Origin of the sequence: Pseudoxanthomonas japonensis (assembly GCF_010093445.1) — a bacterium.
Taxonomy (GTDB): Bacteria; Pseudomonadota; Gammaproteobacteria; order Xanthomonadales; family Xanthomonadaceae; genus Pseudoxanthomonas_A; species Pseudoxanthomonas_A japonensis.
This window is the reverse complement of record NZ_PDWW01000010.1, coordinates 75,604-96,260: the sequence shown is the minus strand read 5'-3', so window position 1 is coordinate 96,260 and position 20,657 is coordinate 75,604. Positions and strand designations below refer to the sequence as shown.

Annotated in this window: 13 protein-coding genes, 1 tRNA gene and 1 pseudogene; 8 read left to right on the top strand and 7 right to left on the bottom strand. The window is 67.9% G+C overall.

Features of this window, described 5'->3' with window-relative positions; translation table 11 throughout:
- The first annotated feature begins 30 nt into the window (after positions 1-30).
- From CSC78_RS09250 to CSC78_RS09235, 4 genes are all read left to right on the top strand, one after another.
- A tRNA-Leu gene (locus CSC78_RS09250) sits at positions 31-115 on the top strand.
- Positions 116-249: 134 nt separating this feature from the next.
- A complete protein-coding gene (locus CSC78_RS09245) occupies positions 250-2,067 on the top strand; it encodes an SLC13 family permease (RefSeq protein ID WP_162337628.1) in 1,818 nt (605 codons plus the stop codon).
- 56 nt (positions 2,068-2,123) lie between these two features.
- A complete protein-coding gene (gene parC, locus CSC78_RS09240; RefSeq protein ID WP_162337627.1) occupies positions 2,124-4,367 on the top strand; it encodes a DNA topoisomerase IV subunit A in 2,244 nt (747 codons plus the stop codon).
- A gap of 347 nt (positions 4,368-4,714) precedes the next feature.
- Positions 4,715-5,371 carry a thiopurine S-methyltransferase gene (locus CSC78_RS09235; protein ID WP_162337626.1) on the top strand — a complete coding sequence of 219 codons (657 nt, stop codon included), beginning with the start codon at positions 4,715-4,717 and terminating at the stop codon, positions 5,369-5,371.
- Between the two features lie 82 nt (positions 5,372-5,453).
- Here the strand turns inward: CSC78_RS09235 and bfr are convergent, their stop codons facing one another.
- Positions 5,454-5,939: a bacterioferritin gene (bfr, locus tag CSC78_RS09230; RefSeq protein WP_162337625.1), complete on the bottom strand. Its 486-nt coding sequence runs from the start codon at positions 5,937-5,939 to the stop codon at positions 5,454-5,456.
- A 162-nt stretch (positions 5,940-6,101) separates the two neighbouring features.
- Here bfr and CSC78_RS09225 point away from each other — a divergent pair, with 162 nt between their 5' ends.
- The gene (locus CSC78_RS09225) at positions 6,102-8,495 is read left to right on the top strand and encodes a penicillin acylase family protein (RefSeq protein WP_162337624.1); all 2,394 of its coding nucleotides are present in this window, start codon (positions 6,102-6,104) and stop codon (positions 8,493-8,495) included.
- Between the two features lie 257 nt (positions 8,496-8,752).
- Here CSC78_RS09225 and asnB read toward each other — a convergent pair whose 3' ends face one another.
- The 6 genes and pseudogenes from asnB to map form a co-directional block, all read right to left on the bottom strand.
- Positions 8,753-10,465: an asparagine synthase B gene (asnB, locus tag CSC78_RS09220; protein WP_162337623.1), complete on the bottom strand. Its 1,713-nt coding sequence runs from the start codon at positions 10,463-10,465 to the stop codon at positions 8,753-8,755.
- A 324-nt stretch (positions 10,466-10,789) separates the two neighbouring features.
- On the bottom strand, positions 10,790-11,935 hold the full coding sequence (gene dapE, locus CSC78_RS09215; protein WP_162337622.1) for a succinyl-diaminopimelate desuccinylase: 1,146 nt from the start codon (positions 11,933-11,935) through the stop codon (positions 10,790-10,792).
- Entirely contained in the window at positions 11,932-12,294 is a 363-nt protein-coding gene (locus CSC78_RS09210) for a Spx/MgsR family RNA polymerase-binding regulatory protein (RefSeq protein ID WP_162337621.1), read from the bottom strand. The genes dapE and CSC78_RS09210 overlap by 4 nt, the downstream gene beginning before the upstream one ends.
- Before the next feature lie 124 nt (positions 12,295-12,418).
- Positions 12,419-13,246: pseudogene (dapD, locus tag CSC78_RS09205) on the bottom strand (2,3,4,5-tetrahydropyridine-2,6-dicarboxylate N-succinyltransferase); the annotation flags it as partial.
- A 46-nt stretch (positions 13,247-13,292) separates the two neighbouring features.
- Entirely contained in the window at positions 13,293-15,935 is a 2,643-nt protein-coding gene (glnD, locus tag CSC78_RS09200) for a [protein-PII] uridylyltransferase (RefSeq protein WP_162337619.1), read from the bottom strand.
- A complete protein-coding gene (map, locus tag CSC78_RS09195) occupies positions 15,932-16,708 on the bottom strand; it encodes a type I methionyl aminopeptidase (RefSeq protein WP_162337618.1) in 777 nt (258 codons plus the stop codon). Before map ends, glnD begins: the two co-directional genes overlap by 4 nt.
- Before the next feature lie 322 nt (positions 16,709-17,030).
- Between map and rpsB the strand changes: the two genes are divergently transcribed.
- From rpsB to CSC78_RS09180, 3 genes are all read left to right on the top strand, one after another.
- On the top strand, positions 17,031-17,834 hold the full coding sequence (gene rpsB, locus CSC78_RS09190) for a 30S ribosomal protein S2 (protein ID WP_162337617.1): 804 nt from the start codon (positions 17,031-17,033) through the stop codon (positions 17,832-17,834).
- 219 nt (positions 17,835-18,053) lie between these two features.
- Positions 18,054-18,932 carry a translation elongation factor Ts gene (tsf, locus tag CSC78_RS09185; protein WP_142123817.1) on the top strand — a complete coding sequence of 293 codons (879 nt, stop codon included), beginning with the start codon at positions 18,054-18,056 and terminating at the stop codon, positions 18,930-18,932.
- Positions 18,933-19,149: 217 nt separating this feature from the next.
- The gene (locus CSC78_RS09180) at positions 19,150-20,643 is read left to right on the top strand and encodes a GGDEF domain-containing protein (protein WP_162337616.1); all 1,494 of its coding nucleotides are present in this window, start codon (positions 19,150-19,152) and stop codon (positions 20,641-20,643) included.
- The last annotated feature ends 14 nt before the right edge of the window (positions 20,644-20,657 follow it).

Here is a 20,657-nt window from a genome sequence, read left to right as displayed (position 1 = left end):
CGATCCTCAAAATGCGCGCCTCGCTTACCTGCCCAGGTGGCGGAATTGGTAGACGCACTAGTTTCAGGTACTAGCGGGTAAAACCGTGGAGGTTCGAGTCCTCTCCTGGGCACCACGCATAACGAAGACCCTCGCGAAAGCGGGGGTTTTTCGTTTCCGGCGTCGCACGGATGCCGGATCACGCGTCCTCACGCCGGCCCGCGCTAGGCTGGCGGCACAAGCACCACGATTTGTCGCCAGGGGGCGTGCATGGAGTTCCAGCAGATCCTGTTCCTCGCCATCCTGGCGATCACCTTGGGTCTGTTCGTCAGCGAGAAGCTGCGTGTCGACCTGGTCGCCCTGCTGGCCCTGCTGGCGCTGTCCCTGACCGGGATTCTCAACCCGAAGGAAGCGCTCTCGGGCTTCGCCAGCGAGCCGGCGATCATCGTAGCCGCGGTGTTCGTGCTGTCCGCCGGCCTGTCGGCGACCGGCATCACCGAACGCATCGGCGCGGGCATCGGCCGCGCGGCCGGTGGCAGCGAGTGGCGCACGATCGCCGTGGTGATGCCCGCGACCGCGGCGCTCGCGGCGTTCTCGCACCACGTCATGGTCACCGCGATGATGCTGCCGATCCTGATGCGCATCGCGCGCGAGCAGAAGCTGGCCGCCTCCCGCCTGCTGATGCCGATGTCGCTGGCCGCGTCGCTGGGTACCACGCTGACGCTGTTCAGCGCGCCGGCCTTCCTGCTGTCGAACGACCTGATCAAGCGTGCCGGCCTGCCGGCGCTCGACATCTTCGCCATCACGCCCATCGGCATCGCGCTGGTGCTGCTCGGCACCGTCTACATGCTGCTGGGGCGCTGGCTGGTGCCCAAGCGCGAGGGCGAGTCGCCGCAGGGAGACTACCTGAAGCTGGACCGCTACTACACCGAGCTGCTGGTGGAAGAGGATTCGCCGTGGATCGGCAAACCGCGCGGCGATTTCGCGAAAACCTTCGACGACCGGCTGCAGGTGGTGGACTGGCTGCGCCACGGCATGCGCCGCCGCAACCAGCGTTCGGACAGCGTGTTGGCCGCCGGTGACGTACTGCTGGTACGCGCGTCGCCCGACGAGATCGCCTCGATCCGCGACGAACCCGGCCTGGCGTTGCACGCGGTGGCCAAGTACGGCGAGAAACGCGAGGAAGGCAAGAGCGAGGCGCTGGGCGAGGAACAGCTGGTGCAGGCCGTCGTCGCGCCGCATTCCGAGTTCATCGGACGCAGCGTGGCCGACATCGATTTCCTGCGGAACCTCGGCGTGGTCGTCGTGGGCCTGTGGCGGCGCGAAGGCTGGTTGCACGGTGAACTGTCGGAGATGGTGCTGCAGGAAGGCGACCTGCTGGTGCTGTGGGGCCAGCAGCAGAACTTCGAGCCGTTGGCCGCCCATCACGGCTTCCTGATGCTGGTGCCGTTCGGCGGGCAGAAGAAGCCGCGCCGTCGCGCGCCGGTCGCGCTCGCGATCATGGTGGCGGCGGTAGCGGCCGCCGCGACCGAAACGCTGGCGCCGCATATCGCCTTCCTGGCCGGCGCGGTGGCGATGGTGCTGACCCGCTGCGTCGACATCGAACGGGCCTACCAGGAGATCGACGTCCGCATCTTCGTGATGATCGGCGGCGTGATTCCGCTGGGCATCGCGATGGAGAAGACCGGCACCGCGGCCGTGGTCGCCGACCTCCTGCTGAACCACGCAGCGCACTGGTCGCCGCTGGTGCTGCTGCTGGTGATGTTCGGCACCGCAGCCCTGCTGACGCAGATCCTGTCCGACGCCGCCACGACCGTGCTGCTCGCCCCGATTGCGCTGGCGCTGGCCAACGGCCTGGACCTGAACCCGGTGCCGTTCGTGGTCTGTACCGCGATGGGCGCGGTGGCCTCGTTCCTGACCCCGATCGGCCACCACGGCAACCTGCTGATCCTCAACCCGGGGCGCTACACCTTCGGCGACTTCCTGCGCGTGGGCATCCCGCTGACGGCGGCCATCGCCCTCACCACCGCCTGGCTGGCACGCTGGCTGTGGCTGGACGGTCCGCTGTGGCCGGGTATCGGCGGCTGAGACGGGGCGGCGGGTAGAATGGCCGGGTTTTCCGACCCGCAGACCGCACGCCCGCAATGACCGAAACGATCCGCCCGACCTTCCACGGTTTCGAACAGATCCCGCTGCGCGAATACGCCGAGCGCGCCTACCTCGACTATTCGATGTACGTGGTGCTGGACCGCGCCCTGCCCTTCATCGGCGACGGCCTGAAGCCGGTGCAGCGGCGCATCGTGTACTCGATGAGCGAGCTGGGCCTGAGCGCCGGTGCCAAGCCGAAGAAGTCCGCCCGCACCGTCGGCGACGTCATCGGCAAGTACCACCCGCACGGCGACAGCGCCTGCTACGAAGCGCTCGTGCTGATGGCGCAGCCGTTCTCGTACCGCTATCCGCTGATCGAGGGCCAGGGCAACTTCGGTTCACCGGACGACCCGAAGTCGTTCGCCGCGATGCGCTATACCGAGTCCAAGCTCACCCCCATCGCCGAAGTGCTGCTGGGCGAACTCGGCCAGGGCACGGTCGACTGGACGCCGAACTTCGATGGCACACTGGAGGAGCCGACCTGGCTGCCGGCACGCCTGCCGCACCTGCTGCTCAACGGCACCACCGGCATCGCCGTCGGCATGGCGACCGACGTGCCGCCGCACAACCTCAACGAGATCGTCAGCGCCTGCATCCGCCTGATCGACGATCCGGACGCGACCGTCGCCGACCTGTGCGAACACGTGCGCGGCCCCGACTATCCGACCAGGGCGGAGATCATCACCGCCGCCTCCGACCTGCGCGCGATGTACGAGAACGGCACCGGCAGCGTCCGCGCGCGCGCGGTCTGGCGCAAGGACAACGCCAACATCGTCATCGACGCCCTGCCCTACCAGGTATCGCCGTCGAAGGTGATCGAGCAGATCGCCGCGCAGATGCGCGCCAAGAAGCTGCCGTGGCTGGAGGACATCCGCGACGAGTCCGACCACGCCAATCCGGTGCGCGTCGTGTTGATCCCGCGCTCCAACCGCGTGGACGCCGAACAGCTGATGGGCCACCTGTTCGCCACCACCGACCTGGAAAAGAGCTACCGGGTCAACCTCAACATCATCGGGCTGGACGGGCGTCCGCAGGTCAAGAACCTGAAGATGTTCCTGACCGAGTGGCTGGCGTTCCGCAGCGACACCGTCACCCGCCGCCTCAAGCACCGGCTGGACAAGGTCGAGCGTCGCCTGCACCTGTTGGAAGGCTTGCTGGTCGCGTTCCTCAACCTGGATGAAGTCATCCGCATCATCCGCACCGAGGACGAGCCGAAGGCCGCGCTGATCGCGCGCTTCGGGTTGAGCGAGGAACAGGCGGACTACATCCTCGAGACCAAGCTGAAACAGCTCGCCCGCCTGGAGGAAATGAAGATCCGCGGCGAGCAGGACGAGCTGCGGGCCGAGCGCGAGAAGATCGCCGGCATCCTCGAGTCGAAGGCCAAGCTGAAGAAGCTGATCAAGGACGAACTGACCGCCGACGCGAAGAAGTTCGGCGACGCCCGCCTGTCGCCGCTGGTGCAACGCGACGCCGCGCAGGCACTGGACGAGACCGAACTGGTCGCCAGTGAGCCGATGACGGTGGTGCTGTCGGAGAAGGGCTGGATCCGCGCGGCGAAGGGCCATGACGTGGATGCGTCCACGCTGTCGTACCGCGATGGCGACGGCCTGCTCGGCGCGGTGCGCTCGCGCAGCACCCAGCAGGTCGCGTTCCTCGATTCGGAAGGCCGCAGCTATTCCACCGCCGTGCACACGCTGCCGTCCGCGCGCGGCAACGGCGAGCCGCTGACCGGACGCTTCTCGCCGGCCGCGGGCGCCTCGTTCCAGGCGCTGGCCACCGGCGACAACGACGCCCGCTTCGTGCTGGCGTCGTCGCATGGCTATGGCTTCGTCACCCGCTTCGAAAATCTGACCGGCCGGCAGAAGGCCGGCAAGGCGATGCTCAACCTGACCGTGGGCGCTAACGTGCTGCAGCCCGCGCAGGTGCCGAATACCGGGACCGACCGCATCGTCGCCGTCACCAGTGCCGGCCACCTGCTCGCCTTCCCGGTCAGCGAACTGCCGGAACTGGACAAGGGCAAAGGCAACAAGATCATCGAGATCCCGAAGGCCAAGCTGGGCACCGAGCGCGTGGTCGCGATCGCCGCGGTGTCGCCGGGCGCGACGCTGCTGGTCAAGAGCGGGCAGCGCACGATGAGCCTGTCGTTCAAGGACCTGGACGAATATGTGGGTGCGCGGGCGACGCGGGGTGGGTTGTTGCCCAGAGGTTGGCAGAAAGTCGATGGACTGGATGTCCAGTAGTTCATCAGCCGGGCGCGCTGCGGCGCGTTCGTCATCGCCACGGCCTGCTTTCCAGGGGGCGCGGCAGAAGGTCGATGGGCTGGATGTTCAGTAATTCACCTAACGGACGCGCTGCGGCGCGTTCGTCATCGCCACGGTCTGCTTTTCAGGGGGCGCGGCAGAAGGTGGACGGACTGGACGTCCAGTAGTTCGCCGCACGGGCGCGCTGCGGCGCACGCGTGACAGCATCGCCGTTGTAGGAGGGGCTTCAGCCCCGACGCTTCACGCCTCAAGGCGGTCGGGGCTGAAGCCCCTCCTGCAGCGGGCCGGCAAGTTCGCTTCCCTGTATCTACCGCGAGGGCTGCACGATGGACGCCGATTTCTGGTTGCAGAAGTGGCAGGAAGGCCAGATCGGCTTCCACCGCCACGACGTGATGCCGCTGTTGCAGAAGCACTGGCCGTCGCTGCAGCTGCCGGAGGGTTCGCGCGTGCTGGTGCCGCTGTGCGGCAAGTCGCTGGACATGCATTGGCTGGCGGCGCAGGGACACGACGTGCTGGGCGTGGAGCTGTCGCCGTTGGCGGTGACCCAGTTCTTCGAAGAGGCGGGGTTGGAACCGGTCCGGACGACCAGTCACTACGGCGAGCACTTCAGCGCCGGCCCCATCGAGATCATTCTCGGTGACGCATTCGGATTGGATCCCGCGCTGCTGGCGGACGTCGCCGGCGTTTACGACCGCGCGGCGCTGATCGCCTTGCCGCCGGAGCTGCGCCTGCGTTACCGCGATACGGTCTACGCCGCGCTGCCGGCCGGCTGCCAGGGGCTGCTGATCACCGTCGAGTATCCGCAGGAAGAGAAGGCCGGGCCGCCGTTCTCGGTGACGCAATCGGAAGTGGAAGCGCTGTTCGCGGCGCCGTGGCGGCACACGCTGCTGGAGCGGCGCGACATCCTCGACCAGGAGCCGCGCTTCCGCGAGGAAGGGCTGAGCGCGCTGGAGACGGCGGTCTACCGCCTCCGCCGTTCGTAGAGCGGAGCTCGCTCCGCTGCTTTTCATCCGAGCGGCATCGCTATCGCGCAAAGCCGAGCAAGCTCGGCTCTACGGGGAACGGTCACTCGGCGGCGGGTTCGCCGTCGAGCTTGGAGGTCAGGTACAGCTCGATGCCCAGGCGCTTGATCAGGCCCAGTTGCTGTTCCAGCCAGTGCGCGTGGTCTTCCTCGGTGTCCTTGAGCTGGGTCAGCAGGATCTCGCGGCTGACATAGTCGCCATGCTGCTCGCACAGCGCCACGCCCTTGGCCAGGTGCGCACGCACGGCGTACTCGACCTCGAGGTCGCGCTGCAGCATCTCTTCCACCGTCTTGCCGGGCACGAACGGTTCCGGACGCATGTCCGGGTCGCCCTCCAGGAACAGGATGCGGCGCAGCAGCGCGTCCGCGTGCTCGGTCTCTTCCTGCATCTCGTGGTCGAGGCGATGGAACAGGGCCTTCAGCCCCTGGTCCTCGTAGCGGCGCGAATGGATGAAGTACTGATCGCGCGCGGCCAGTTCGCCGCGCAGCAGGAAGTTGAGGTAATCGACGACGTCGGGGTGGCCTTTCATGGGGGCGGCTCCGGGGGCGAGGCGCGCATGATGCCCCATCCTTCCGGACGATGACCGAATCGGAATCAGTCTCGTTCGTCGCTGCGGCGCGGCAGTGCCGGTCGTGGCTTCCGTGGAATAATCCGGCCACCCCGCCCTGCCATTCCCCGCAAGGACTCCGCAATGCTGAAGTGGACCCGGCGCATCGCGCTGCTGTTGTTGGCCCTGGTGGTCGTGGCGTTGCTGGTGGCGTGGTGGTCGATGCGGAGCAGCCTGGCCCGCCTCGATGGCGAACAGGCGCTGCCCGGGCTGTCGGCACCCGTCTCCCTCCAGCGCGATGCCCTGGGCGTGGTGACCATCGACGCCGCCAGTGAAACCGACGCCATGCGCGCGCTCGGTTTCGTGCATGCGCAGGAGCGCTACTTCGAAATGGACCTGATGCGGCGCAGTTCCGCCGGCGAGCTGTCCGGCCTGTTCGGCCCGATTGCGGTGGACATGGACAAGGGACGCCGCATGCACCGCATGCGCGCACGCGTCGATGCATCGCTGGAGGGCTTCGCCGGCGACCGCATGCCGCAGCTGCAGGCCTATGCGGACGGCGTCAACGATGGCCTGGGGGCATTGAAGTCCCGCCCCTGGCCGTACCTGCTGCTGCGCCAGTCGCCGCGCAAGTGGGAAGTGGCCGACTCGGCGCTGGCCGGCTATGCCATGTACTTCGATCTGCAGGACGCGGACAACGTGCGCGAGCTCGGCCTGTGGAAGATCCGTCGCCAGGTGCCGCCCGCACTGTATGCGCTGCTGGCCCACGACGGCACCGAGTGGGATGCGCCGCTGCAGGGCGAGCCGCGCGGCAATGCGCCCCTGCCGACCGCCGACCAGGTCGACCTGCGTACGCTGCCGATGCCGGAAGCCGGCACGCACCAGCGCCTCGCCGACAAGGGCACGCCCGGCAGCAACAACTGGGCCGTGGCCGGCGCACTGACGGCCGACGGCCGCGCCATCGTCGCCGACGACATGCACCTGGGGCTGCGCGCGCCGAACATCTGGTTCCGCGTGCGCCTGCGCTATCCGGATCCGCGCGCGCCAGGCGGCAAGGTCGATGTCTCCGGCTTCAGCCTGCCCGGCCTGCCGGCGGTCATCGTGGGCAGCAACGGGCACGTGGCGTGGGGCTTCACCAACAGCTACGCGGACACCGCGGACTGGTACCCGGTGAAACCCTGCGGGGAGGACGATGCGGCGGAGACCTGCGACGCGGTCGAACACCATGCCGAAACGATCGAGGTTGCTGGTGGCGAGCCGGTGACGCTGGACGTGCCGGAAACGCGCTACGGGCCGATCCTCCATGCCGCGAAGGACAAGCAGCCGGCGCTGGCCTTGCGCTGGGTCGCGCACCAGCCAGGCGCGCTGAACTTCGGGCTGGCGGACTTTGCTGCGGCCGGCGACCTGTCGGCCGCGCTGTCGGTGGCGCAACGCACCGCGACGCCAGCGCAGAACCTGGTGATCGCCGACCACAACGGCCGCATCGCCTGGCGTATCCTCGGCCCGCTACCGTCGCGCGCGGCGTCGTGCCCGCATACGCTGGAACTCGCACCGGCAGCGCCCGCGAACGACGTGGCGCCGCAGCCGCCCGGCAGTTGCCGGCCCTGGGTCATTTCCAGCCAGCTCTCGCCGGTACTCACCTCGCAGACCAGCCACCGCCTGTGGACGGCGAACGCGCGCGTGCTGGATGGCGCTGCGCTCGACCGCGTGGGCGACGGCGGCTACGCGCTGGGTGCACGTGCAAAGCAGATCCGCGACGGCCTGCTGGCGAAGGAGCGATTCACCGAGCAGGACCTGCTGGCGATCCAGCTCGACGACCGCGCCTTGTTTCTCGAGCGCTGGTGGCAGCTGCTGCAGGACGAAGCGAAGCGGATGCCGGCGGATTCGTCGGTGAAGACGCTCGCCGATGCCGGCAGGACCTGGGAAGGCGTCGCCAGCGTCGATTCGGTGAGCTACCGGCTGGTGCGCGCCTGGCGCCTGGCGGTGCATGCGCGTATCGCCGACGGCCTGACCGCGCCCGCGCAGGCCGCGCTGGGCGACGACTTCGTCATGCCCGACCTGCCGCAGCTGGAAGGCGCGGTGTGGCCGCTGCTGGAACAGCGCCCGCCGCACCTGCTGTCGCGCCGCTACACGACGTGGGATGCGCTGCTGGAAGACGCCGCCAAGGAAGTGCGCGACGATCTCGCCGGACAAGGTCCGCTCGCACAACGTCGCTGGGGCGAGCGCAATACCGCGAAGATCTGCCACCCGCTGGCCAACGCCCTGCCTGCCTTCCTCAAGCCGACGCTGTGCATGCCGGGCGAACCGCTCGCCGGCGACGGCGCCATGCCGCGCGTGCAGGGTCCGGCGTTCGGTGCGTCGGAACGCATGGTGGTCTCACCGGGTCACGAAGCCGACGGCATCATCCACATGCCGGGTGGCCAGAGCGGCCACCCGATGTCGCCGTTCTGGGGCGCTGGTCACGATGACTGGGTGCATGGCCGGCCGACGCCGTTCCTGCCTGGCGATGCACGACACACGCTGACGCTGAGGCCCTGACGTATTCCCGTTTCCCCGTGCGGGGAAAAGCAAAATGCCTGCAGCGCCGCTTCATGCAAGCTGGACACCGCCCGGCCCAACGTAGCGCCCGACGCCGCCCTTCTCCCCATCGCCCGCGATGGGGAGAAGGTGCCGAAGGCGGATGAGGGGCGCTCTTGCCTCTCCCGCTTCGGCGCCGTCCGCACAAACTGGCTTCGCTCGCCCCTCATCCGGCCTGTCGGCCACCTTCTCCCCGCATGCGGGGAGAAGGGAGAGGGCTACAGCGCCGCGTTGTGTACGCCTGACACGGCGCGACCGGACGGATCGGCCATCTTCGCGAAACTCGCATCCCAGGCGATGGCCGCCGGCGACGAACAGGCGATCGACTTGCCACCCGGCACCGTCTCCGCGCAGGCCTGGCCCGGATAGTGCTGCTCGAACAGCGTGCGGTAGAGGTACGCCTCCTTCGTCTGTGGCGGGTTGACCGGGAAGCGCTTGTCGGCGGCCGCGAGTTCGCGGTCGCTGACCTGCGCTTCGGCATGCGCCTTCAGCCCGTCGATCCAGCCGTAGCCGACGCCATCGCTGAACTGCTCCTTCTGCCGCCACAGGATCGATTCCGGCAGGTAGCCGTCGAACGCCTCGCGCAACACGCCCTTCTCCATGCGCTGCGCACCGGCGCTGCCCTTGTCGATCATCTTGTGCAGGGCATCCATCTTCATCGCCACGTCGAGGAACTCGACATCGAGGAACGGCACACGCGGCTCCACGCCCCACGCCATCATCGACTTGTTCGCGCGCAGGCAGTCGTAGTTGTGCAGCGCATCCAGCTTGCGTACCAGTTCCTCATGGAACTCGCGCGCGTTGGGCGCCTTGTGGAAGTACAGGTAGCCGCCGAAGATCTCGTCGCTGCCTTCGCCGGACAGCACCATCTTCACGCCCATCGCCTTGATGCGGCGCGCCAGCAGGTACATCGGCGTGGACGCGCGGATGGTGGTGACGTCGTAGGTCTCGATGTGGCGGATCACCTCGGGAATGGCATCGAGCCCTTCCTGGAAGGTGTACGTGAAACCATGGTGCACCGTGCCCAATGCCTTGGCCGCGACTTCGGCCGCCGCCAGGTCGGGCGAGCCTTCCAGGCCGATGGCGAACGAATGCAGGCGCGGCCACCAGGCTTCGGTCGTGTCGTTGTCCTCGATGCGGTGACGCGCGTAGCGCGCCGCAACCGCCGCGACCAACGACGAATCCAGTCCACCGGACAGGAGTACGCCGTAAGGCACGTCGGTCATCAGCTGGCGGTGCACCGCGCGTTCGAACGCCTCGCGTAGTTCGTCCTTCGCCAGTTGCACGCCTTCCACCGCCGCATAGTCGCGCCACGCCGTGTCGTAGTACTTCCGTAGGGCGGGCCTTGGCCCGCCATCCTCAGCATCCGTCGAGAACTCGTAATAGTGCCCGGGCGGGAACTGGGCCACGTCCGCACAGATCGGCGCCAGCGCCTTCATCTCCGACGCCACGCAGAGGCGGCCCTCGCGATCATGGCCCCAGTACAACGGACACACGCCGATGGGATCGCGCGCGATCAGCGCACGTCCCTTCGCCTTGTCCCACAGCGCGAACGCGAAGATGCCGTTGAGGCGGTTGAGGAAGGAAGCAGGTTCATCCTCGCGATACAGCGCGTTGATGACCTCGCAGTCCGAGCCGGTCTGGAAGGCGTAGTCCTGCGCCAGTTCCGCCTTCAGCTCGCGGTGGTTGTAGATCTCGCCGTTGACAGCCAGCACCAGTTCGCCGTCGGCCGAACGCAGCGGCTGCGAGCCGCCGGCCGGATCGACGATGGCCAGGCGCTCGTGCACCAGGATGGCGCCGTCGTCGTGGTACACGCCGCTCCAGTCGGGACCACGATGGCGTTGCTTCTGCGAAAGTTCCAGCGACTGCCGTCGCAGCGCCTGGACGTCGTCACCGGGCTGCAGCCCGAAGATGCCGAAGATGGAACACATGGAAACACTCCTGGTGGGGTTCGATGGCGGGCGCCCGGAACGAAAAAACCCGCATCTCGCGATGCGGGTTTCTGGTATCCGGCAGGTCTTTCGTTGCCTAGTCGCAGAGCCGCATCGCCCGCGTCCGATTGTTCGGGCGCAGGTTATTGCGGTTGTTGTTGATGGCGTTGCGGCTGGGCATGGCGCGAACGTAACCGCTCAGGCCAGGGCTTGGCAAGTCCTGCAAAAGTTGCGTCTGCAACCACCCTCTCCATTCCAGGAGCGCCCATGGGCGCGATGCTCTTCAGGAAAGAATCGCAAAAGCGTCGCGCCCATGGGGCGCTCCTACAGCGCCGGGCGAACCGTCAGCATCAAACGCTCGATCAGCTTCTGATAAAGACCCGGCAATGCTTCCAGATCGGCCATGCGGATGTTCTCGTCCACCTTGTGGATGCTGGCGTTGACCGGCCCTACCTCGATGCACTCCGCACCCAACGGTGCGATGAAGCGCGCATCGGACGTACCGCCGGCCGTACTCTCCTCCGGCGGCAGGCCGGCGAACTCGCCCAGCACCGCGCGCGCGGTGGCGCGCAGGTGGCCTTCCGGCGTGTAGAACGGCTCGCCGCCACGCAGCCACTGGATGCTGTACTCCAGCCCATGCTTGCGGAAGATGCCTTCGATCTCCCGCTCCAGCCGTTCAGCCGTCCAGCTCGGATTGAAGCGCAGGTTGAACACCACCTGCAGTTCACCCGGGATGACGTTGCTGGCACCGGTGCCGGCGTTGATGTTGGAGATCTGCAGGCTGGTCGGCGGGAAGGTTTCGTAACCGTCGTCCCACTGACGCGCGGCCAGTTCGTCCAGCGCGGGCAATGCCTTGTGGATGGGATTGAGCGCCTTGTGCGGATAGGCCACGTGGCCCTGCACGCCGTGTACCTGCAAGGTGCCGGTCAGCGTGCCGCGGCGACCTACGCGCAACAAGTCGCCCAGCGCTTCCTTCGAGGACGGCTCGCCGGTGATGCACCAGTCGATCCGCTGGCCTCGCTCACGGAACAGCTCGGCGACTTTCTTGACGCCATCGTGCGCGGGCCCTTCCTCGTCGGAGGTCACCAGCAGCGCGACCGTGCCCGGATGGTCGGGATGCGCATCGACAAAACGTTCCAGCGCGATCGTGCACGCGGCCACGCTGCACTTCATGTCGGCGGTACCGCGCCCGTAAAGCACGCCATCGCGCACCGTCGGCACGAAGGGATCGCTGGTCCAGGCGGACAGCGGACCCGGCGGCACCACGTCGGTGTGGCCGAGCAACACCAGCACCGGCGATCCCGTTCCGTGCGTCGCCCACAGATTGTCGGTGTCGCCAAAGCGCAGGTGTTCGCACTGGAAACCCCACTGTGCCAGCCGCGTGGCCAGCACCTGCTGGCAGCCCGCGTCGTCCGGCGTCACCGAATGACGGCGGATCAGCTCGCTGGAAAGCTCGACGACATCGCTCACGACCCGGCTCCGAACTGCTTCTTGAAGCCATTGTCGCTGAAGCCCTGTGAAAAGCCCGCCACGCCTCCGATGACGACAGGACGGCGGATCAGCTGCGGATACTCCTTCAGCAGCAGCTTCCATTCCGCATCGGAACCGGGCGTCTTCCGGTTCTCGGGCAACTGCCGCCACGTCGTCGACGACTTGTTGATCAGCGCGTCCCAGCCACCCGCCTTCTCCGCCCAGTCCTTCATCGTCTCGGGCGATTGCCGGTGGTCGCGGTAGTCGATGAATTCATACGCGACACCGAAGCGGTCCAGCCACTTGGTCGCCTTCTTGCAGGTGTCGCAGTTCTTCAAGCCATACAGCGTGGTCGTCATGATGCTCCAGAGATTTGTAGGAGCGCGCCATGCGCGCGATGCTTTTCCGACGTGAGCCGGACATGCCGCAGGAGCATCGCGCGCATGGCGCGCTCCTACAAGACGTACGGACTCGACCCGCCGCTCAATCCGCCAGACCGCGCAGCAGCTCATTGACGCTGGTCTTGCTGCGCGTCTTCTCGTCGACCTGCTTGACGATCACCGCGCAGTACAGCGAATGCGACCCGTCGGCGGCCGGCAGCGAACCCGACACGACCACGCTTCCCGGCGGCACATAGCCGTAGGTGATTTCCTTCGTCGCGCGGTTGTAGATGCGCGTGGATTGGCCGATGAACACCCCCATGCCGATCACGCTGTGGTGGCCGATCACCACGCCCTCGACGACTTCCGAACGCGCGCCGATGAAGCAGTGGTCCTCGATGATCGTCGGGCTGGCCTGCAGCGGTTCCAGCACGCCACCGATGCCGGCGCCGCCGGACAGGTGGCAGTGCTTGCCGATCTGCGCGCACGAACCCACGGTCGCCCAGGTGTCGACCATCGTGCCCTCGCCCACGTAGGCGCCGATGTTGACGAAGCTCGGCATCAGTACGACATCCTTGCCGAAGTACGTGCCGCGGCGCGCGATCGCGCCCGGGACGACGCGCACGCCGAGCTTGCGGAAGTCGTTCTCGTCGAACGCACCGAAGCGTGCCTCGACCTTGTCCCAGAATGGCGCGGGATAGGCTTCGACAAGTTCCATCTCGTTGACGCGGAAGTACAGCAGCACCGCTTTCTTCAGCCATTCGTTGACCTTCCAGCCGCCCTTGCCGTCCGGCTCGGCCACGCGCAGCTTGCCGGCTTCAAGACCTTCGATGGCCAGTTCGACGGCGGCACGGGTGGACCCCTCGATCTCGGCCGGCGTCAGCTCGGCGCGGCGCTCGAAGGCGCTTTCGATGGTGGACTTCAGTTCTTCGGTCTTGCTGGCTTTGCGGGTCATCAAAGGGTCTGCCGGATGCGTGTCAGGGGGACGTCTCGAGGCCGGCGCGAAGCGCATCGCGCAACGCGTCCTGCAAGGACGTATCGGTGAGGGGCTGGTCGTGCTCGTCGGTAATCTGGAAGACGTCTTCCGCGCGCTCGCCGAAGGTCGCGATGCGGGCGTCGTGCACGCGCAGGCCTTGCCGGCGCAGCACCTGGGCCACGTCCGACAGCAGGCCGGGGCGGTCGGGCGCGACCAGGCCAAGGACGGTGCGGCGACCGTCGGGCGTGGTGCCGAATTCGATGCGCGGCGCGAACCTGAAATGCTTCAGCTGCCGCGGCATCGCGCGGCGCGACGTGCGCACGCTGTCGAGCGGACGCGACAGCGCGGCACCCAGGGTGCCTTCGATCTCGTCCGGGTCTCGCGTAGCGTAGGTGTCGGCCGGCAGCAACTCGAACGTATCGAAGACAGCGCCCTGTGGCCCCACCAGCACGCGCGCCTGGTGGATCGCGAAGCCCATGCGGTCGAGGGTGGCGAGGATGGCGGCGAACAGGCCATCGCGGTCGGGCGAATGGACGAACACCTCGATCGCATCGGCATCGTCGGCGATGCGGCGCGCGCGTACGCGCGTCTCGCCCGCATTCGCGCCTCGGATGGCATGCGCCTGCCAGGCGAGCTGTTCGGGCCGGAAACGCAGGAAGCTCTCTTCCGGCATGGTGGTGAACAGCGCATCCGCCTGGTCCGCCGACAAGCCCTGCACTTCCAGCATGGCGCGCACGCCGCCGCGCGCTTCGTCCAGCCGCTCGTCCACGGCCACCGGGTTTTCCAGACCCTCGCGCAGCACGCGGCGCGCAGCGAAGTACAGGTCCGCGAGCAGGCGGTCCTTCCACGCGTTCCACAACTTGGGGCTGGTGCCGGCGATGTCCGCGCAGGTCAGCAGGTACAGGTAGTCGAGGCGCTCACGATCCCCCACCAGCGTGGCGAACCGGTGGATGACGTCGGGGTCGGCGATGTCCTGCTTCTGCGCCGTCACCGACATGCGCAGGTGCTGCTCCACCAACCAGGCGACCAGCGCGGTGTCGCCGTCGCTGAGCGCATGCGCCGCGCAGAACTCGCGCGCATCCACCGCGCCCAGTTCCGAATGGTCGCCGCCGCGGCCCTTGGCGATATCGTGGAACAGGCCCGCCAGCAGCAGCAGTTCCGGCTTGCGCAGGCGCGGCCAGACTTCGTGCGCGATGGAGAAGCGCTCGTCGGCACGACCGGCGGCGAAGGCAGCGATATTCCGCAGCACCATCAGCGTGTGCTGGTCGACGGTATAGACATGGAACAGGTCGAACTGCATGCGCCCGGACACGCGGGCGAAGGCAGGTATCCACTGCCCCAGCACGCCGAGGCGGGCCATGCGGGTAAGCGTCTCCACCGCACGCGGGCCGCGCAGCAGTGCCATGAAGGCGTCGCGCTGGGCGCGCGTGGCATCGGGATAGGCGGCGAGCTTCGGCAGCGATTCCGCCAGCGCGCGTGCGGTGCGCGAATGCAGGCCGCGAATCTGCGGATGGGCGGCCCACGCGGCGAACAAGGCGAAGACCTGCCCCACATCGTTCGCCGGCCAGCCGCCCTGGCGCGCAGCCAGGTAACCGCGACGCAGCGCGAACTGTTCGTCGAGGGGCTCGGGCAGGGCTTCGCCGTCGAACTGTTCCTCGAACCGCTGCAGAAGCCGATCGCTGATCCGCCGCACGATAGCGGCGCTGCGGTAGAAGCCCTGCATCATCTTCTCGACACCGAGGCTTTCGGCGTCGTCGGCGAACCCCAGCCGCTGCGCGAGCGTCTTCTGGTAATCGAACCGCAGCCGTTCCTCGGGCCTCCCCGCGACGCGATGCAGGCCGTAACGCAGGCGTCCCAGCGCGCGGCGTTCGCGCGCCAGTGCGACGGCTTCGTCCGGACCCAGGTGGCCCAGTCCCACCAGCGCTTCCAGATCGCGCACGCCGAAGGTGCGCAGCGCCATCCAGCCCAGCGTGTGTAGGTCGCGAAGACCGCCTGGGCCGTCCTTGATGTTGGGCTCCAGGTTGTCGGAGGTATCACCGAACCGCGCGTGGCGGATGCGCAACTCCTCGCGCTTGGCGACGAAAAAGTCGCGTGCGGGCCAGACGCGTGCCGGACCGATGGCATCGATCAGCAGGGCTTCGTCGACCGGCTCGCCGACGATCAGCCGCTCCTCGATCAGCGCCGTGAGCACGCTCTGGTCGGCCGCCGCCGCGGCCGTGCACTGCGCCGCCGAGCGCACACTGTGGCTGATCGGCAGGCCGGCGTCCCACAGCAAGGCGAACAGGCGCGCCACGGCATCGTGGTGGGTCTGCTGCACGTCGGCCGGCGCCAGCACCAGCACGTCGACGTCGGAATGCGGAAACAGTTCGCCACGCCCGTAGCCGCCGACCGCGAACAGCGCCATCGGCGCATCCGCGGGGATGCAGCGCAGCCATGCGTCCTTCAGCAGATGGTCGACCGCCCGCGCGCGCAGCGCGAGGATGCGGTCCATGCCGTCGTCCTGGTCGAAGCGCTTGTCCAGGCGCGCGTCGGTATGACCCAGCGACACCCGCGCCGCCGCCGACCAGGCCGCATCATCGGCGGCGTCCGGGCCGATGTCCGGAAGCCGCGTCGCCTGTCCGTTCGCGGCCGAAGGGGTGCTCACAAGTCGTTGTCGTCGCCCGGCACGCGGGTCAGGATCTCCACGCCGTCCTCGGTCACCGCCACGGTGTGTTCCCACTGCGCCGACAGCTTGCGGTCCTTGGTCACCACGGTCCAGCCATCGGGCAGCACACGGGTATGACGCGCGCCTTCGTTGATCATCGGCTCGATGGTGAAGGTCATGCCCGGCTTCAGCACCACGCCCTCGCCGGGACGCCCGTAGTGCAGCACCTGCGGCTCGTCGTGGTAGACCTTGCCGATGCCGTGCCCGCAGTACTCGCGCACCACGCTGAAGCGCTCGGCTTCGGCGTACTGCTGGATCGCGTGCCCCACGTCGCCCAGGGTGGCGCCCGGCTTCACCGCGCGGATGCCGCGGAACATGGCCTCCCGCGTCACGTCCACGAGCCGCTTGGCCATCACCGACGGCGTGCCAACCATGTACATGCGACTGGTGTCGCCGTGCCAGCCATCCTTGATGACGGTGACGTCGATGTTGAGGATGTCGCCGTCCTTCAGGACCTTCCCCTCATTGGGGATGCCGTGGCAGATGACGTTGTTGACCGAGGTGCAGACGGTGGCCGGGAAACCCTTGTAGCCCACGTTGGCCGGGATCGCCTGTTGCACGTTGACGATGTGGTCGTGGCAGATGCGGTCCAGTTCGGCGGTGGTGACGCCCGGCTTCACGTGCGGGGCGACCACCTGCAGCACCTCGGCGGCGAGCCGGCCGGCGATGCGCATCTGGGCGAGGTCTTCGGGGGTCTTGAGCTGGATGGCCATTGGCCGATTATCCCCCATTTGGCGCGGCATCTGAACGCCCCGGGGCGGCGTCACCCTTGCCGGCCCACCCCGCGGTTTGCGACCACCGGCCCTGTCCGGCTATACTCCCGCGGCTTCGTGCCCGGCCTGCCCGGACCGAGACCGCCCACGTCGGGCGACACCGACGAATCCACACCTGCTGCCACAGCCCGTGCCGGGGTGCCCTTCGCTGGAGGGTTCGGTCACGGACGCCGCAGGGAGGCCCAACCCCGGAACCCCGCCTTCACCGGCGCCGTCCTCCATTGAACCGGACGGTGGGTTCCCCTTCGATGGAGTCACTGCAATGCCCCAAGTCACCATGCGCCAGATGCTGGAAGCCGGCGTCCATTTCGGCCACCAGACCCGCTACTGGAACCCCAAGATGGCGCCGTACATCTTCGGTGCCCGCGGCAAGATCCACATCATCAACCTCGAGAAGACCGTTCCGCTGTTCAACGACGCGATGAACTTCATCTCGGGCGTCGCGCAGAAGCGCGGCACCATCCTGTTCCTGGGCACCAAGCGCAGCGCGCGCGAGGCGGTGAAGGAAGAGGCCGAGCGTTGCGGCATGCCGTTCATGACCCAGCGCTGGCTGGGCGGCACGCTGACCAACTTCGCCACCGTGAAGAAGTCGGTCGCCCGCCTGAAGGAACTGGAAGCCGCCGAAACCGACGGCACGTTCGAGAAGCTGGTCAAGCACGAAGTGCTGGGCCTGCGCCGCGAGCGCGAGAAGCTGCTGGCCTCGCTGGGCGGCATCAAGGAAATGAACCGCCTGCCGGACGCCCTGTTCGTCATCGACATCGGCCATGAAGACATCGCCATCAAGGAAGCCAAGAAGCTCGGCATCCCGGTGATCGCGGTGGTCGACTCGAACTACGACCCGGCCCTGGTCGACTACGCCATCCCCGGCAACGACGACGCCATCCGCGCCGTGCAGCTGTACGCACGTGCCGCCGCCGACGCCGTGCTGGAAGGCAAGGCCGCCCAGCCGAACGCCGCCACCGTGCGCGAGGAAGAGTTCGCCGAAGGCGGCGACGACAAGGGTGCCCGTCGTGCCCCGGCCAAGAAGGCCGCCGGCAAGAAGTCCGACGAAGCCGCTGCCGAGTAATCCGGCTGCAACGCCGCCGCGCCATGCTGCGCGGCGGTCCATATTGTTCCTTCTCCCCTCGGGAGAAGGGCCTGCCCCCGCGAAGGCGGGGGTGCCCGAAGGGCGGATGAGGGTACGGGAAGCACGCCGGCGTTCAAGACGTCGCACTCCTCCGGACCCTCACCCCAACCCCTCTCCCGACGGGAGAGGGGCTTTGCCAATCCAAACAGAGGTAATCCCGTGGAAATCACCGCTTCCCTGGTCAAGGAACTGCGCGAGCGCACCGGCGCCGGCATGATGGAGTGCAAGAAGGCGCTCACCGAGAACAACGCCGACATCGACGCCGCGGCCGAGTGGCTGCGCAAGTCGGGTCTGGCCAAGGCCGACAAGAAAGCCGACCGCGTCACCGCCGAAGGCCGCGTGGCCGTGGCCCAGGACGGCGGCAAGGCCGTGCTGGTCGAGATCAACTCCGAGACCGACTTCGTCGCCAAGGACGCCAACTTCATCGCCTTCACCGACGCCATCGCGCAGGCCGCGCTGACCTCCGGCGCCGCCGATGTCGAAGCGCTGAAGAGCGCCAAGCTGGCCTCGGGCGAGACCGTCGAGGAAGCCCGCGCCGCCGCCATCGCCAAGCTGGGCGAGAACATGCAGATCCGTCGCCTGGTCGCCATCGACAGCGCCAACAACGTCGCGGCCTACGTGCACGGCGGCAAGATCGGCGTGCTGGTCGAGGTCAAGGGCGGCGACGCCGAACTGGCCCGCGGCCTGGCGATGCACATCGCCGCGATGAACCCCCCGCACAACAAGGCCGCCGACGTGCCGGCCGAGTTCGTGGCGAAGGAGAAGGAAATCGAGCTGGCCAAGATGTCGGACAAGGACAAGGCCAAGCCGGCCGACATCCTGGAGAAGATCATCTCCGGCAAGATCAACAAGATCGTCAACGAAGTGACCCTGTACGGCCAGCCGTACGTGCTGGACAGCGACAAGTCGGTCGAACAGGTGGTCAAGGCCGCCGGTGCCGACGTGGTCGGCTTCCAGCGCCTGGTGGTCGGCGAAGGCATCGAGAAGGTGGTGGAAGACTACGCCGCCGAAGTGATGAAGCAGGCCGGCCTGGCGTAAGCCGAGCCGCCTCCGCTTCACCGGAAAAAGCCGCGGGAAACCGCGGCTTTTTCTTTGCCTGCGACGCGCGCGGCCTGCGTCGTCGCGTCGCACGACCGCTCGTCGCCCGCACCTAAAGTTCGCCGTTCCTGCGCCGACATTGTTTACAAAGCTGACATTCGGTCACGCTTTGCTGGCATGCTGCCCGCCACTTTCCTTCAGCGTAGTGCGCACCCGGATGCGTCCCGAACTCGAATCCCAGCTCTCGAACTGCCGCAACCTGCCGAGCCCGCCGGGCGTGGCGCTGCGCATCATCGAGCTTGCCCAGGATCCCGAGGTGGTGATGGCGACGGCAGCCGATGCGATCGGCCTGGATGCCGCCCTGAGTGCGCGCATGCTGCGCATCGCCAACTCCCCGCTCTACGCCAGCCGTCGCCGCGTGGAGAACCTGTCGCAGGCGCTGACGGTGCTGGGCCTCAACGCGACGCTGACGCTGGCCCTGGGCTTCTCGCTGACACGCTGCGGCACCGGCACCCATCCGGTGGCGCAGGAGCGCGTCTGGCGCCGCAGCGTCATCGCCGCCCTCGCCTGCCGGCTGCTGGGCCAGCATGCCGGCCTGCGCAAGGCCGAGGAACTGATGCTGGCAGGCCTGCTGCAGGACATCGGCGTGCTCGCGTTGCTGGAAGTGCTGGGCGACGACTACGCGCAACTCGTCGAGCGCGCCGACGACAACGCGGCCCTGCTGGCCGCCGAGCGCGACCTGCTGGGCTGCGACCATGCCGCCGTCGGCGGCTGGCTGGCGCGGCAATGGAACCTGCCGGCCCTGCTGCGCGAAGCAATCATGGAGAGCGAGACGCCCGTCTCCGACACCACCTTCAACGCCTGCGTCGCGGTGTCGGGCCACGTGGCCGACATCTGGATCGCCGGCACCGACGAAGCGCGCACCGAGGAAGCGCACCGGCACGCCGCGCTGCAGGCCGCGACGCGACTCGGCCTGGACTATGCGGCCTTCCTCGCCCTGATCGAGGACATGCTCGCGGCCCTGCCCGAGGTCTGCACGATGTTCGACGTGCCGCCCGCGCCGCCCGCCCGCATCCAGGCATTGCTGGACCAGGCGCGCGAACTGCTGGTGGTGCGCAACCTGCGCGAGATCCAGGAAGCCGCACGCGCGCGCAAGGAAGCCGACGAGCACGAAGACCGCGCACGCCGCCTGGCCGAGGAAGTCCGTCGCGATCCGCTGACCGGCGCCTACAACCGCAGCCAGCTGGAGGAAGTACTCGAGAAGGAATTCGATGCCGCCACGCGCCATGGCTGGCCGCTGTCGATCGCCTTCATCGACCTGGACGACTTCAAGCAGGTCAACGACCGCTGGGGCCACCTGGTCGGCGACGAGGTGCTGCGCAACTTCGCCAAGTCGCTGATGCGGCACGTGCGTAGCAGCGACATCGTCGCCCGCTACGGCGGCGAAGAGTTCCTGGTGGTGCTGCCCGGCATCAACGAGGAGGCCGCCGCGCACGTGGTGCGGCGCATCCTGTCCGAAGTGGCCGGCGCCGCCATGGCCCACGTCAACGGCCAGCCACTGCACATCACCTTCTCCGCCGGCCTCGCCACGCAGGGCGCGCTGGAGCAGTTCCGCCACGTCGACGACCTGCTGCGTGCCGCCGACGAGGCGCTGTACGGCGCCAAGCGCGAAGGACGCAACCGCGTGTCAGTGGGCGTCGTCAGCCCCTGAGTTCCTCACCCAGC

Bases quoted from the DNA above. Each gene is read 5' to 3' on its own strand.
- CSC78_RS09245 (WP_162337628.1), top strand. From the start codon at position 250: ATGGAGTTCCAGCAGATCCTGTTCCTCGCCATCCTGGCGATCACCTTG.
- parC (WP_162337627.1), top strand. From the start codon at position 2,124: ATGACCGAAACGATCCGCCCGACCTTCCACGGTTTCGAACAGATCCCG.
- CSC78_RS09235 (WP_162337626.1), top strand. From the start codon at position 4,715: ATGGACGCCGATTTCTGGTTGCAGAAGTGGCAGGAAGGCCAGATCGGC.
- bfr (WP_162337625.1), bottom strand. From the start codon at position 5,939: ATGAAAGGCCACCCCGACGTCGTCGATTACCTCAACTTCCTGCTGCGC.
- CSC78_RS09225 (WP_162337624.1), top strand. From the start codon at position 6,102: ATGCTGAAGTGGACCCGGCGCATCGCGCTGCTGTTGTTGGCCCTGGTG.
- asnB (WP_162337623.1), bottom strand. From the start codon at position 10,465: ATGTGTTCCATCTTCGGCATCTTCGGGCTGCAGCCCGGTGACGACGTC.
- CSC78_RS09210 (WP_162337621.1), bottom strand. From the start codon at position 12,294: ATGACGACCACGCTGTATGGCTTGAAGAACTGCGACACCTGCAAGAAG.
- map (WP_162337618.1), bottom strand. From the start codon at position 16,708: ATGGCCATCCAGCTCAAGACCCCCGAAGACCTCGCCCAGATGCGCATC.
- rpsB (WP_162337617.1), top strand. From the start codon at position 17,031: ATGCCCCAAGTCACCATGCGCCAGATGCTGGAAGCCGGCGTCCATTTC.
- CSC78_RS09180 (WP_162337616.1), top strand. From the start codon at position 19,150: ATGCGTCCCGAACTCGAATCCCAGCTCTCGAACTGCCGCAACCTGCCG.